Raw genomic sequence first — 14,917 nt, 5'->3', positions numbered from 1 at the left:
ACCTCTTCCCATTCCGAACAGAGAAGTTAAGCCCAACCACGTCGATGGTACTGCGTAAAAGTGGGAGAGTAGATAACCGCCGTTTTTGTCAGGTCGAAAGACTGAATGGTAGAAAGGAGTTAGTTCGAAAGAACTGACTCCTTTTCTGGTTTTAGATAAATCCTTTATCTTTGTTCAAAAATCAATGCTTTATGATCAAGTTTTATATTTTATTCGTTTCCCTTTTTATATCTTCCATTCTTTCTGCTCAGAAAGATATTAGTTATACCGTAGAAAAAGATATTCCTTATCGGACCACGGGTGATCCTTATGGCCTGGAACGTTGTAAACTGGATCTTTATTATCCGGAAAATGTGAAGAACTTCGGTACAGTCGTTTGGTTTCATGGAGGCGGTTTGTCGGGTGGTAGTAAATTTATTCCGGAAGAGTTGAAGAATTGTGGTTTGGCTGTCGTAGCTGTTAACTACCGGTTGTTGCCTAAATGTAATATTAAGGATTGTATCGACGATGCAGCTGCTGCGGTAGCCTGGACTTTTAAAACGATAGAGAAATATGGTGGTAGTCGTGGCCGGATTTTTGTTTCCGGACATTCTGCGGGTGGTTATCTGACAAATATGATCGGTCTGGATGAAAAATGGTTACAGGTTTATGGTGTGGATGCTGACTCTATTGCTGCATTAATCCCTTTCAGTGGACATGCTATCAGTCATTTTGCTTATCGGGAATCTTTAGGAATGAAGGAGACGCAGCCTAGTATCGACGAATATGCACCGCTTTACTATGTTCGTCCGGATGCACCTCCTTTAATCATCGTCTCAGGTGATCGTGAAATGGAAATGTTAGGACGCTATGAAGAGAATGCTTATTTCTGGAGAATGATGAAAGTAGCCGGACATAAAGAGACATATATTTATGAGTTGGATGGCTATGATCACGGATCGATGGCTACACCGGCTTTTCATATACTAAAGAATCATGTGAAAAGGATTTTGGAAAAACATTGAAAAGGAAAGAAACCTTGTTCCCGTGCTTCACACGGGAACAAGGTTTTATCATTCGAAACGAACTGCGGTTCCGGCAGCCGTAACCATCAGCATACTTCCGCTTCCTCCTACTGTTTCATAGTCGAGATCGACAGCAATAACGGCATTGGCTCCCATGCGTGCTGCCTGTTGGCTCATTTCTTCCAGGGCTGTATCTTTGGCTTCACGTAATACACTCTCATAGGAACCTGCGCGTCCACCTACTATATCGCGTATTCCGGCAAAGAAATCTTTGAATACGTTTGCTCCTATGATTGTTTCACCGGAAACTATCCCATAGTATTGAGCGATCTTTTTCCCTTCGATGTTGTTTGTTGTTGTTAATAACATAGCTTTCTTTTTTATTGTTGGCAACAAATATATTTATTCCATTGGATATCTTGTCCGGTTTGGGATAAATAAAACGGGCAGAGCCTCTATTTTCTATGGAAGCTCTGCCCGTTGTTAATCGGATGCTTATCCGTATCTTTGTCGATACCTCCGGTTCGTATCCGGCAGGCATTGTTTTTTATGGATGTGCATTGGTCATTTCGAATACCAGCTTACCACCTTTCGCCATATCGGTATGTGAGAAGAACGGGGTATCGAGAACCTTACCGTTTAATGTCACTTCTTTGATATATTTATTCTCCGGACTGTTATTTTTAACCTGGATCTCAAATATGCCACCTTTTACGTGAATTAAGGCACGATCTACCATCGGACGGCCCAATGTGTAAACCGGAATACCCGGGGCAACCTGATAGAAGCCCAAAGCACTCATTACGTACCATGCCGACATCTGTCCGCAATCTTCGTTTCCAATGATACCGTCAGGTTTATTTGTATAGAATTCGCGCATGATATAATCCAGACGTTCCTGTCCTTTCCAGGGAGAGTCTGTCCAGTTATATAGATAAGCCATGTGGTGGCTCGGTTCGTTACCATGCGCATACTGACCGATCAATCCGGTGATATCGCCGGAAGCATGTTCGCCGTCAACTTGGGAGGAAGTAGTAAATAATGTATCCAGACGTGTTTCCAGTTCATTTTTACCACCGATCGTAGCGATGAAATTATCCATATCATGCGGTGCGAAGAAACTCCACTGGAAGGCATTTCCTTCTGTATAATCACTTCTCATGTGAGCGGAGTAACGTGGGTTGAATGGAGTACGGAAAGTTCCGTCACCCATGATCGGACGCATCATCTTTGTTTCCGGATCCAGATAACGTTTGTAGTATTCTCCTTTGGCTGCATATGCTTTAGCCAGTGAGTCAAGTCCTGCTTTAGCAGCGATCTGTGAAATACACCAATCTTCGTAAGCCATTTCCAATCCCCATGAAACAGATTCGGGAATGGAGTCAGCCGGAACGAATCCATATTTTTCTTTATAATACGGATGGCGGGTGATCAGATCGAGTTCGCGTGTACCCTTGAACTTTTCTGCCAGATCTTCACGGTAAACGGATGAACGTGCACCGGCTTCCGCCCATGTTTTCAGATCACCGTCAGCCAGATTTTTGCTAACCAGGTCAGCCAGAACGGATACGGCAGGATAGCCTACCATACAACCTGTATAACTGGAAGCCAGCGGCCATTTCGGTAGAATACCACCTTCTTTATATCCCTGTACCAATACTTTTCCCCAGTCGGCAGCCAGATCCGGATTGATGATCGTCATCAACGGATGTAAAGCACGGAAGGTATCCCATAAAGAAAATACGGAATAGTTCGTATAACCCGGTTCTGCTTTATGTACCTTTTTATCCATACCCAGATAACGGCCGTCTACATCCTGATAAGCGAACGGAGCGATCATAGTATGATATAGAGCTGTGTAGAAATTTACCATTACGGTAGGATCAGCCTGAATTTCGATCGCATTCAGTGCATCGTTCCATATTTCAGCCGATTTAATGCGGGTTGCTTCGAAATCCCAGCCGGGAAGTTCTGCTTCGAGGTTCTTTTCAGCCCCTTCCGTATCTACCATAGAAAGTGCAACCTTTACGTATAAAGGTTCAGCCTTTTCTGGGAATTTATAATGGAATTTCAAATCCTCAGCAGTATTGATACGCAGGAATAAAGAGTCCTGACGAAGCTTGCCACCAATATACTGGTAGATTGTTTCGATCGGTTCGGAGAAGGTGATCCGGTATGAAACCGAATGGAAATGTGCCCAGCCCTGGGTGCGGACCGTTCCTTCTACGGTTGAATCGTTTACGAACAGATAGTTGTTATCGACAAGTTTATGTCCCCAGTTCGGTTGCAGGATATGTCCCAGATCCAGCATGACACGACGGTCTTTGGGGTTATCGTAAGTATATTTATGGAAACCAACCTTGTCTGTACTTGTCAACTCTACATTCACACCGAAATTATCCAGACGTACGGCATAGAATCCGGGAGTCGCTTTTTCTGTGTCTTTATTGAAAAGGCCGACCGGTTTGATCGAGTCGCTACCCGAGAAAGGCAGTAGAGCTACATCTCCCAGATCACCGATACCTGTTCCTGAGAGGTGTGTGTGGCTGAAGCCATAGATTTCCCTGTCGTCGTAATGATAACCGCTACTGGCGTCCCAGCCCATGATATGGGTATCCGGACTTACCTGTACCATCGCGAAGGGGCGGGTGGCACCGGGGAAGGTATGTCCGTGGAACCCGGTTCCGATGAACGGGTCTACATACTTGATTTCATCGCTTAGTAAGCCACTGTCGGGAGCAGGTTTACACCCTGCCAGCAGGCAAAGAACAGCAGCCTGAAAGAATAAGATTGTCTTTTTCACTGTTTATTTATTGATTTAGTTTGAATATATGCGGATTTACTGTTTTTATTTTGAACTGCTACAAATATAATGAAAAAGAACCATATAGAGGCCTTTTTCTATAATCTGATAAAAAAGTGACAAAAAATTGCAACCTTTTGTGGTGGGTACTCGTCTAATATAAAAGAGATGAGAACAGACGAATTCATAACAAGGATATTGCCTTTAAAAGACAACCTGTTGCGGGTTGCTTTCAGGATCACCGGAAATGCTGAGCGTTCCGAGCAGATCGTTCAGGATGTAATGCTGAAGGTCTGGGGAGAGCGGGCGGCTTGGATTGTAATAGAAGATATTCCTTCTTACTGCCTGATGGTAACCCGTAACCTGGCACTGGAAGCGATCAATTTGCAGAAGATGCGGACGGAAAGTTTCACTGTCAGATAAACTACATATACGACAAATATGGATTACAACCGTATTAAAATATTGTTGGATAAATATTGGGAATGTGCCACCACTATTGAAGAAGAACGCGAACTACGACACTTTTTCTCGGCAGAAACGTTGCCGCCCGAGTTGCGTCCTTACAAAGCGTGGTTTCTGACTCCGGAAGCAGAGACACTTCCCCCGTTAGGAAAAGAGTTCGACCTGAAGGTACTGCAGCGGATATCCAGGGAAAAAAGACAACGTCACCTTCGTCTTTTTTATTCTTTTTCGGCCCTGATCACCTTCATTTTTGTCCTTTTGTTTATTCTGATACTGACCTCTTCGTTTATGATTGAAAATTGCTGTGTTTAGTATATTCAGGTTTCGTATATCGTCTGAAGTAGTAAAAATGTAGATCATATATGACACCGGTAGAGCCTTGCAGACTTGTACTGCAAGGCTCTTTCTGTTACCTTTGCCGAAAAATTATAATTATGTTCACGGTAATCGGAATTATGTTTGGCGGTATAGCTATAGGATACCTGTTGCGTAAAGTGGAGTTTTTACAAAAAATAGGTAGACCTATTTCCTATACGATTTTGCTTCTGTTGTTCCTGTTGGGAATTTCGGTGGGGGCCAATGAGGCTATAATAAATAATCTTACAACACTGGGAGGACAGGCCTTCCTGATCGCTCTGGCGGGAACAGGCGGAAGTGTACTGGCTGCCTGGGGCGTGTATCATTTCTTTTTTAAGGAAAGGGGAAGAGAATGAAAGGGAGTCTGATCGTTGTCGCTTTTTTTGCACTCGGGTGTATCCTGGGATGTAGCGGTTATCTGCCGGAGGTCATTGTAAAAAATGATATCACTATATACGTGCTTTATTTATTGATGTTTCAGGTTGGGTTAAGCATTGGAAGTGATAAAAAACTGAAAGAGATATTATGTAGTATCCGTCCGAAGTTATTGTTGGTGCCTTTGGCTACTATTATCGGGACGCTGACGGCTTCCGCTTTAATCAGTCTGGTGATCACCAAATGGAGTGTGTTCGACTGTCTGGCTGTCGGTAGCGGATTTGCTTATTACTCGTTGTCGTCTATCCTGATAACGGAGTTGAAAGAAGCTTCACTGGGTGTACAGATGGCTACGGAATTAGGGACGATTGCGTTGATGGCTAATATTATCCGTGAGATTATGGCTTTGCTGGGAGCACCTTTGTTTGTCAAGTATTTCGGAAGACTGGCCCCTATCTGTGCCGGAGGAGCGACGACGATGGATACAACATTACCGATTATTACCCGTTATTCTGGAAAGGATCTGGTATTCGTTTCTATTTTCCACGGTATTCTGGTCGATTTTACGGTACCGTTCTTTGTCTCTTTTTTCTGTTCAATGTGAATAGGATAGTCAATAAAAGATAGCATAATAACCTGTATGAGAAACTTACTGATCGCTATATTGCTGTTCGTTTCGTTCTGTGCTGCCGGACAGCCGGGACGAAGACTGGATAAGCTGGGGGATAACGAAACGATCCCAGCCGGGCAGGCTGCATTTTACGGTGATTTCATCCAACGCCTGAAAAAGTTTAAAAGCGGCGGTTATCCCCAGGATATCCGGATAATCAACATTGAGACGAACGAAGTATTTATCTTTAGGGTAAAGTCTACTTTTAAGACCTCTAAGGAAAATCCGTTCTGTTTCCTGATCGAGCCGGGAACGTATGCGATCCTGAATTATTGGTGGACGGAAAGTAAATGGTATGGTGGAAAATCCTATATGGAACCCATTTATAAAGGAGAAGACTCTATCCTGGAGACGGAACGGAAGATAAAGAACAAGGAACAACGTCCGGACGAACTGGTCTTGTTTAAATTTACCGTTGCCCCGAATATGCTGAATTATGTCGGCACTTGGCATTTCGAGCAATCCCCCGTTTATTTTACCAACGATAAGGAACAGGCCGACGATCGAATGAAAGATAAATATAAAAAGCTGGACTTTCTCTCTTCCGAGATAAACATACCGGATTAGTTTTAAGATAATTTGTTCCTAATATATAAAAGAGCGGATCAAATCAGAGCCATAAAACAGGCTACTGACTTGATCCGCTTTTTTTATATGTCAGGTATTTATTTCTTTACCGTCTGCAACATCACTTTCACTGCTTCTTCCAGCTGATGGTCTTCACCCTTCAACTGAGATTCCGGTGTGTTGTAGATCTCGATATCCGGTTCCAATTCATGGTTTTCCAGGTAATTACCTTGCATATCCTGAACACCAACTTGCGGAATACCGAATACGATAGACGGGTCGATCTGCGACTCCCACCAAACAGCTGTCATAGTTCCCGGTACCGGAGCACCGATCAACTTACCGATCCCCAACGTTTTGTAAACCCAGGGGAAGCCATGCGCATTCGAATAGTTATCTTCGCAAACCAGTACACACGACGGTTTCAACCATTTGTTGAACGGATCGCTACCGATATACTGTCCGCGTGGCATGAAACGCTGGTATTCTTTACCGCTCAACAATGTAGCCAGGTCGTCATGCAACCAGCCGCCACCGTTGTGACGGGTATCGACGATCACCGCTTCCTTGTTGCGGCAACGTCCCAGCAATTCAGAGTAAACTTCACGGAAACTTTCGCTGTTCATGCCTTTGACATGTACGTAGCCGATTTTTCCGCCAGAGAGTTCGTCCACTTTCTTACGACAGTTCTCTACCCAGCGTTTGTACAGCAGGTTGGATTGTTCACCGTAAGAGATCGGTTTAACCTGTTCTTCAAAACGTTCTTTCGTAGCCGGATTGTAAACTGACAATAAGATTTTCTTTCCGGCTTTACCATTTAACAACGGATAATAATCTTCCCCATTCTTGATCGGTTTCTCATTGATCTTCTCGATGATGCAACCCGGTTTGATCTTGGTGTCGGCCAGTGTCAACGGACCTTTGGCAATGATCTCGGCAATTTTCAAACCGTCGCCGTTGTAGCTATTGTCATAGAATGCACCCAGGCAAGCTGTTGCCGGAGCAGAGGAAGACGGACGGAAACGGGCACCCGTATGCGAACCGTTCAATTCTCCCAATAGTTCGGATAACATTTCCTGGAAGTCGTAATTATTGTTGATATGCGGCAGATAGCGGGCGTATGCTTTCTTGTATCCATCCCAGTCGATGCCATGAAGCGTCGGATCGTAGAACTTGTCTTCTACCTGACGCCATACATGGTTGAATATATATTCGCGTTCCTGCGGTGGACGATAAGAGAATTCAGCCTTGAACGGGATATTCTTGGTCTTGCTGTCTTTGATCTCTACCTTTTTCAGCTGGCCACCCGATACGAGGAAGAGGTTTTCACCCTTCTTATCGGTAAACATTCTGCCTCCGCCGACTTCTTTGATCAATAACTTGGTCGTATTCTCCTTGAAGTTACGTTCCCACAGGTCATAACCCTTTTCAAAAGAAGCACAATAATAAAGTTTATCGCCTTTCGGTGTCAATACGGCATCACCCAGGTTCGATGAGTTGATTGTCAGACGGATGACACGGTCTTTACGGTTCTCCAGGTCGAACTTCAACGGTTCTACCGGTTTGTCCTTGTCGTCTTTCTTGTCTTTATCCTCTTTCTTTTTGTCATCTTTTTTCGCTTTGGACTCTTTTTTATCATCCTTTTTGTCCTCGTCCTTCTCTTTGTCTTCGTCGTCGATCAGTGCGAGTTCTTCTTTGCTCAGGCGGAATTTATCGTAGGCTTCGGCATCAAAGAACATGATATAAGTATCATCCTGTGCCCCCCAACTGCCATGACTGCGGTAACCTGCCCGGTCGGACGACCAGATCATAGCTTTTCCATCGAGTACCCATTTGGGGTTTCCGTCCGAATAACCGCTTTCCGTCAGGTTGGTAATATCTCCGCTACCGTCTGCTTTTACCAACGCGATGTCTTTGTTGTTCCATCCGCCGATTGCGATATATTCCACCAGGAACCATTTACTGTCGGGCGACCATTGATAAGTCTGATCTCCGTCGCTGTATGAATAATTGTATTTGCCATCCAATACCGTGCGCACTTGTTTGCTTTTCAGGTTGATCACACGTAATGTCGTACGGTCTTCCAGGAAAGCCACCTCTTTACCATCAGGCGAATAAGCCGGTTGGAAAGAAGTCTTGTCCGTTACTACGAGCGGTTCTTCTTTTATTTCCTGTGCATAAGTGAAATATTTGTCGTCTTTACGAGCCAGGCTGCTCTGATAGATACCCCATGTTTCCCCCCGTTCAGCCGAGTAAACCAGCGAACGACCGTCGGGACTGAAATCAATATTACGTTCCTGCTGTGGTGTATCGGTGATCTGGCGGGTTGTTTCGTATTCAACGGAAGTGACATATACATCGCCTCTTACGATAAAGGCAACTTCTTTTCCATTCGGAGAAACGGCAATGCTGGTTGCTCCGTTCGACATCAAGCGATGGATCAGATCGTTCTCTGTCTGGTCGGAGATGATATTTACTTTTACTTTTGACGGTTGTCCACCTTCCTTAATTGTATATATTTCACCGTCATATCCGTAGCAGAGCATTCCGTTGTTGTCGGAAGTAAGGAAACGGACAGGGTGTGTCGTATGATTGGTTATCTGCTTGCCGTTTTTACCGGTCAGGTCGTTTTTGAAGATATTGAAACTACCTTTTTCTTCGCTTAGATAGTAGAATGCTTTTCCGTCGGCTGTCCATACCGGGTTACGGTCTTCACCGCGGAAAGTGGTGATCTTCTTGAAAGAGCGGTCATTACCTGACGAACATAACCAGATATCACGCGTGATGGAAGACTGGTGATGTTTACGCCAAGGATCTTCATACCCTTTGAAGTCATTATACAATAGCTGACTTCCGTCTTTGCTGAGCGCTATATTTTCCATCGCCAATGACGAATATAACGTCGGTCGTCCTCCGGTAGTATTGACCTGGTAGACCTGCGCAAACAGTGACGAAGGGAACTGGCTGTCCTTTACATCCTGTTGGATAGAGGCAGTATAAAGAACATGCTCGTTGTCGCTGAATGTATCCGGGTATTCGTTGGCCGAATGGGTGGTTAGTTGAGTCGGTGCGCCTCCTTCTTTATTCATAATGAAGACATCGAAGTTGCCGTTACGGTCGGAAGCGAAAGCGATCCGTTTTCCGTCGGGCGACCAGACGGGGCGTGTGTCGTGGGCCTGGTGGGTTGTCAACTGGGTGGCTTTACCACCTGTAGCCGGTACGGTATAGATATCGCCTTTATAGGTGAATGCTATTGTTCCTCCGTCCGGGGAAATTGCCGGGTAACGCATCCATAACGGATCATTGTCGGCAAAAACGGACCCTGTCAACAAAAGGGCCGATGTTAAGATCAGTAATTTTTTCATGCGTTTATTAATTTCCGTAAAAGTACAAGATTATTTTTATACGAAACTAAAAAAGTCAAAACAAAGCGAGATAAGTGTCTGTTTTATTAAATGAAGTATAGTCAATAAGGCGAGATAGTTAACAATTTATTCCTATACAAATACTATTCTTTATATACTGGCAAAGGACTCCGGTTCTACTACCACGCTTACCGGAGCCAACGGGTATCATGATCTCGTTCAGGCTTTCGTTGCCGAAACAGTATTTACATTTATCTTCCTGCTTGTTGTTTTAGGTTCCACATCCAAAGGAGCCAATACCAAGTTTGCCGGTATCGCTATCGGTCTGGCCCTGGTGTTGATCCATATTGTTTGTATCCCTATTACCGGAACATCGGTGAACCCGGCACGTAGTATCGGTCCGGCTTTGTTCCAGGGTGGTGAAGCTCTCTCACAATTATGGTTGTTCATCGTTGCACCTTTCCTGGGAGCCGCAATAGCTGCTTTGGTATGGAAAGGAATGGATACGGAAGATGCATAATCCTTTGTTTACAAATTATATAATTAAATCCTGGGAGTATAGCTTCCGGGATTTTTTTGTTATATTTGAGCAGTTTAATTCGCTGTTTACTTAATTCTGATCCGGATTATGGAAAAAAAAGGTGTCGATCGAAGAAACTTCCTGAAGCTCTCCACGGTAGCGGGAGCCGGTTTATTATTTGCTCCGGATGCTTTGGCGTCGACTCCGGGAGCCGGAAGAGAAACTAAAATTCCTATGCGTCCTTTAGGTAAAACGGGAGTGGAGTTACCTATCCTCAGTATGGGCGTGGACCGGCCTGACAGCAATAATGTACTTCGCGCCGCCTTTAATTCGGGTATCATCCATTTCGATACAGCCCACCGGTACCAGAACGGACGGAATGAAGAGATGATCGGTAACTTCTTTGATGGTAAACCGCGTAGTTCCTGTTTTATCGCAACTAAAGTCATGTTCGATTATCCGTTGCGGGACGATTTTGAACAAGACCTGCTCGATAAACTGGCTGTCAGCCTGAAGCGTCTTAAAATGGATCATGTCGATCTCTTCTATACCCATTCCGTCAGTACAGCAGAAAAGATACAAGACAAACGCATCCTCGCTGTTTTGCAAAAGATCAAGGCCGAAGGTAAAACGCGCTTTGTCGGTTTCTCTTCCCACGACCAGAAACCGGAACTGATCGATGCCGCCATCGAAACCGGCATTTACGATGTTGCCCTGATCAGTTATAACTTCAAAATGAAGAATATAAAGGAGACGGACGAAGCAATCGAGCGGGGTGTAAAGGCAGGAATGGGCTTTATTGCCATGAAGACGATGGCAGGAGGCACCGAAGATGCCGACGGAAAGAAAAAGATAAACGGCCGTGCCTGTCTGAAATGGATCTGGCGGAATAAGAATATCACGACAGTTATCCCGGGCCTGACCAATTATGACCATCTGGATGAATGTCTGGCTGCCGCCCATGATATGGCGTTGACACAGGAAGAACAGGATTACCTGTTGGCTTTATGCGATCAGGAGTCTTTGTATTGCCAGCAATGCGGTGAATGCCGTGAACAGTGTCCCGAACAATTGCCTATACCCGATATTATGCGTGCTTATATGTATGCCTACGGTTATAAGCATGCCCAACAATCGAAAGAAACCTTACTCGGCCTTGGGTTGAAGCAGGATATATGTACCGATTGCGATGTTTGCCAGGTGAATTGCTCTTCCGGCTTTGACGTCTCTAAAAAAATTGCATCTATTATCCCGGTTGTACAGGCACCGAATGAATTCCTGACCTGATTCCTGTTTGACAAAATGATACTACTATACCGGCTATTTCGGATTACTATACCAAGTATTTTGAATTAGTATACCGGGTAATATATTTTAACGTATCAGAAAGATAACGGATATCTCTTGTATTCATGCAATTTGTCATTCTCTTTTTTTACCTTTGCCCGTAGACTAAACTAATATTAACATGAACAAGAAACTTATTCTTTCCTTGCTCGCTTTAGCCGGAGTTCCTGCCCTGATGATGGCAGCGGACGATGCACGTCTGTTGCGTTTCCCGGCTACCAATGGTAGCGAAATCGTTTTTTCGTATGCCGGCGATTTGTATAAGGTACCCGCAAAGGGTGGAGAAGCCCAACGACTGACCTCACATGTCGGTTATGAAATGTTTCCTCGTTTTTCGCCGGATGGTAAAACGATTGCGTTTACCGGTCAATATGATGGAAATACGGAAGTGTTTACTATTCCTTCTACCGGAGGCGAACCTTTGCGCGTGACCTACACCGCAACCAACAAACGTGATGACCTGGGCGACCGTATGGGCCCGAACAACATCGTAATGACCTGGACGCCCGATGGCGGCCGTATTGTCTACCGTAACCGTATCAGCGACGGTTTTTCCGGTAAACTCTATACTGTGGACAAGGAAGGTGGCCTGTCTGATGTGATCCCGCTGCCCGAGGGTGGTTTTTGCAGCTACTCACCGGATGGGAAGCGGCTGGCATACAATCGCGTGATGCGTGAGTTTCGTACCTGGAAATACTATAAAGGTGGTATGGCGGACGATATCTGGATTTATGATCCTGAAAAGAAATCTGTTGAAAATATTACGGATAACGTAGCACAGGATATTATCCCCATGTGGATCGGTGATGAAATATTCTATCTCTCCGATCGTGACCGGACAATGAATATTTTTGTTTATAACACAAAAACGAAGCAGACCAGCAAAGTAACTGACTTCACTGAATATGATGTAAAATTCCCCAGTGCGCACGGAAATACGATCGTATTTGAAAATGGTGGTTATATCTACAAAATGGATGCTATTTCAAAAAAGCCCGAAAAGATAAATATCGAACTGACATCGGATAATATATACGCCCGCAGTGAGATAAAAGACGGTTCCGGGTACATTACGGAAGCCAGCATTTCTCCCGACGGCGAACGTATCGTAATTACCTCCCGTGGCGAAGTTTTCAACTTACCTGTCGATAAAGGGGTAACGAAGAATATCACCCGCTCACCGGGACAGCATGATCGTGAAGCCCAGTGGTCGCCCGATGGAAAGCAAATCGCTTACATTTCCGATGGAACCGGTGAGACGGAACTGTATTTGCAGGAAGCAACAGGCAGCGAACCTGTTCAACTGACAAAGAACAACGATACCTATATCCGCTCTTTCGAATGGAGTCCGGATTCGAAGACAATTGTCTATACAGATCGTAAGAATCGTATCAACCTATTGGATGTCGCAACGAAACAAGTAACTGTAGCCGTGCAAGACCCGATGGCAGAAATAAGGGATGTTACTTTCTCTCCGGATAGTAAATGGCTGACTTATTCCCGTCCGGCTAATAATGAACATAGCATTATTTATGTTTACGATATTGCCGGTAAGAAAGAATATCCGGTAACAGATAAGTGGTACGACTCCGGATCACCAGTCTTCAGCAACGACGGCAAATACCTGATATTCTCTTCCGCACGCGATTTCAACCCGACTTATGGTTCATTGGAATGGAACCATGTCTATAATAATATGGGAGGAGTTTATCTGGCCCTGTTATCTAAAGAAACTCCTTCTCCTTTCCTGGAAAAGGATGCGCAGGTTGCAGTCAAAGAGGATAAAGTAAAGAAAGAAGAACCGAAGAAAGAGGCAAAGAGAGAAACTGCTTCTGAAACACCTGTTGTAAAGATCGACGTGGAAGGTATTTCCGAACGTATTGTTCAGCTTCCGCTGGCAGGTTCGCGTTATGGTAATTTCTATGGCGATGGAAACAAGGTGTATTATTTCGGCCGGGGCGGCACAAAGGTATACGATCTGGATAAACAGAAAGAAGATGTCGTAGCCGATGGTGCATCGATGTCAGTAACGCCCGGAAGTAAAAAGGCTCTTTTCTATAAAGGAGGAGAACTTTACGTAACCGATATTCCTTCGGGAAAGGCGGATCTTAGTGAAGCTGTCAACCTGTCGAATATGAAGATCACAACCGATTATCCGAAGGAATGGGCCCAGATCTTCGATGAAGCCTGGCGTGCCTATCGGGATGGTTTCTATGTAGAGAATATGCATGGAGTAGACTGGAAAGCAATCAAAGAAAAATATGCAGTCCTATTACCGTATGTAAAGACCCGTCTGGATCTGAACTATGTGATCGGTGAAATGATCGGCGAACTGAATTGCGGCCATGCCTATGTAAATCCGGGTGAACTGGATCGTCCGGAACGTATACAGACCGGTTTGTTAGGAGCTGAAATATCCCGTGACAAGAGCGGTTTCTTCCGTTTGGAAAAGATCCTGCCGGGTGCTTCCTGGAGCAAAGATCTGCGTTCTCCGCTTACGGAGCCGGGTATCGAAGCTAAAGCCGGCGAATTTATCGTAGCCATCGATGGTGTTCCGACGAACAGTGTAAAAGATATGTACAGCTTATTGGTGGGTAAAGCCGGTGTGCCAACTGAACTTTCCCTGAACAGCAAACCGCAGTTGGCCGGAGCCCGTAAGATTGTGATCAGCCCGCTTGCCGAAGAATATTCTTTGTATCATTATAACTGGGTACAGGACAATATCAAAAAGGTGGATAAGGCAACGAATGGCCGTGTCGGATATATCTATATCCCGGACATGGGTGTAGAAGGATTGAACGAATTTTCCCGCTATTTCTATCCACAGTTGGATAAAGAAGGCCTGATTATCGATGACCGTGCCAACGGTGGTGGTAATGTTTCCCCGATGATCCTCGAACGCTTGTCACGTGAACCGTACCGTTTGACAATGCGTCGCGGCTCCAATCATATCGGAACTGTTCCCGATGCAGTACAGGTGGGCCCGAAAGTTTGTCTTATCAACAAATATTCTGCTTCGGACGGTGACTTGTTCCCGTGGGGCTTCCGTGCCCTGGGCTTAGGAAAACTGATCGGAACCCGTACCTGGGGTGGTATCGTCGGTATCAGTGGTCCGCTGCCTTACATGGACGGAACCGATATCCGTGTACCGTTTTTCACCAGCTATGATCCGAAAACCGGCCAGTGGATCATCGAAAACCACGGTGTCGACCCGGATATCCTGATCGATAACGATCCGATCAAGGAGTGGAACGGCGAAGACCAGCAGTTGAACAAGGCGATCGAAGAAGTGATGAAAGATCTTCAGAACCGTAAGCCGTTGGCTCCGGTTCCGGCACCGAGGGACTTCAGCAAATAAGTAAAAGTATATATGCTTTTCTATCAAAGGTTGCATGCTATTGTCAAAAAGCGTGCAACCTTTTTTATTTTTTGTGCTATCGTTTA

The 14,917-nt window shown here is 45.0% G+C and carries 11 protein-coding genes, 1 rRNA gene and 1 pseudogene; 10 read left to right on the top strand and 3 right to left on the bottom strand.

Annotated elements, in window-relative coordinates:
• Both rrf and M1P97_RS16530 read left to right on the top strand, forming a co-directional pair.
• Nucleotides 1–85: ribosomal RNA gene (rrf, locus tag M1P97_RS16535) — 5S ribosomal RNA — on the top strand; the annotation flags it as partial.
• A gap of 106 nt (nt 86–191) precedes the next feature.
• Complete coding sequence (locus tag M1P97_RS16530) at nt 192–1,004, top strand: alpha/beta hydrolase (RefSeq protein WP_195375257.1); 813 nt, start codon at nt 192–194, stop codon at nt 1,002–1,004.
• A gap of 48 nt (nt 1,005–1,052) precedes the next feature.
• Here M1P97_RS16530 and M1P97_RS16525 read toward each other — a convergent pair whose 3' ends face one another.
• Together M1P97_RS16525 and M1P97_RS16520 are read right to left on the bottom strand one after the other, a co-directional pair.
• A complete protein-coding gene (locus M1P97_RS16525; protein ID WP_195375258.1) occupies nt 1,053–1,373 on the bottom strand; it encodes a YbjQ family protein in 321 nt (106 codons plus the stop codon).
• Between the two features lie 178 nt (nt 1,374–1,551).
• Nucleotides 1,552–3,807 carry a GH92 family glycosyl hydrolase gene (locus tag M1P97_RS16520; protein ID WP_249389639.1) on the bottom strand — a complete coding sequence of 752 codons (2,256 nt, stop codon included), beginning with the start codon at nt 3,805–3,807 and terminating at the stop codon, nt 1,552–1,554.
• A 168-nt stretch (nt 3,808–3,975) separates the two neighbouring features.
• Here M1P97_RS16520 and M1P97_RS16515 point away from each other — a divergent pair, with 168 nt between their 5' ends.
• The 5 genes from M1P97_RS16515 (at nt 3,976) to M1P97_RS16495 (ending at nt 6,241) form a co-directional block, all read left to right on the top strand.
• Nucleotides 3,976–4,230 carry a sigma factor gene (locus M1P97_RS16515; protein WP_075559747.1) on the top strand — a complete coding sequence of 85 codons (255 nt, stop codon included), beginning with the start codon at nt 3,976–3,978 and terminating at the stop codon, nt 4,228–4,230.
• 18 nt (nt 4,231–4,248) lie between these two features.
• Entirely contained in the window at nt 4,249–4,584 is a 336-nt protein-coding gene (locus M1P97_RS16510; RefSeq protein WP_195375260.1) for a hypothetical protein, read from the top strand.
• 122 nt (nt 4,585–4,706) lie between these two features.
• Nucleotides 4,707–4,985 carry a LysO family transporter gene (locus M1P97_RS16505; RefSeq protein ID WP_129730376.1) on the top strand — a complete coding sequence of 93 codons (279 nt, stop codon included), beginning with the start codon at nt 4,707–4,709 and terminating at the stop codon, nt 4,983–4,985.
• A complete protein-coding gene (locus M1P97_RS16500; RefSeq protein ID WP_075559744.1) occupies nt 4,982–5,608 on the top strand; it encodes a lysine exporter LysO family protein in 627 nt (208 codons plus the stop codon). The genes M1P97_RS16505 and M1P97_RS16500 overlap by 4 nt, the downstream gene beginning before the upstream one ends.
• A gap of 36 nt (nt 5,609–5,644) precedes the next feature.
• The gene (locus M1P97_RS16495; protein ID WP_195375261.1) at nt 5,645–6,241 is read left to right on the top strand and encodes a hypothetical protein; all 597 of its coding nucleotides are present in this window, start codon (nt 5,645–5,647) and stop codon (nt 6,239–6,241) included.
• 98 nt (nt 6,242–6,339) lie between these two features.
• Here M1P97_RS16495 and M1P97_RS16490 read toward each other — a convergent pair whose 3' ends face one another.
• A complete protein-coding gene (locus M1P97_RS16490; protein ID WP_195375262.1) occupies nt 6,340–9,606 on the bottom strand; it encodes a S41 family peptidase in 3,267 nt (1,088 codons plus the stop codon).
• A gap of 139 nt (nt 9,607–9,745) precedes the next feature.
• Between M1P97_RS16490 and M1P97_RS16485 the strand changes: the two are divergent.
• The 3 genes and pseudogenes from M1P97_RS16485 to M1P97_RS16475 all read left to right on the top strand — a co-directional run.
• Nucleotides 9,746–10,126 (top strand): annotated as a pseudogene (locus M1P97_RS16485) (aquaporin); the annotation flags it as partial.
• Between the two features lie 108 nt (nt 10,127–10,234).
• Nucleotides 10,235–11,413, top strand: coding sequence for an aldo/keto reductase (locus M1P97_RS16480; RefSeq protein ID WP_249389638.1), 1,179 nt, complete (start codon nt 10,235–10,237; stop codon nt 11,411–11,413).
• Nucleotides 11,414–11,594: 181 nt separating this feature from the next.
• A complete protein-coding gene (locus tag M1P97_RS16475; protein WP_249389637.1) occupies nt 11,595–14,831 on the top strand; it encodes a S41 family peptidase in 3,237 nt (1,078 codons plus the stop codon).
• Nucleotides 14,832–14,917 lie beyond the last annotated feature (86 nt).

This window comes from Parabacteroides leei (assembly GCF_023369805.1).
In the GTDB taxonomy this organism is placed as follows: Bacteria; Bacteroidota; Bacteroidia; order Bacteroidales; family Tannerellaceae; genus Parabacteroides; species Parabacteroides leei.
The sequence above is the reverse complement of the archived record's forward strand: the minus strand, read 5'-3'. Positions and strand labels throughout refer to the sequence as shown.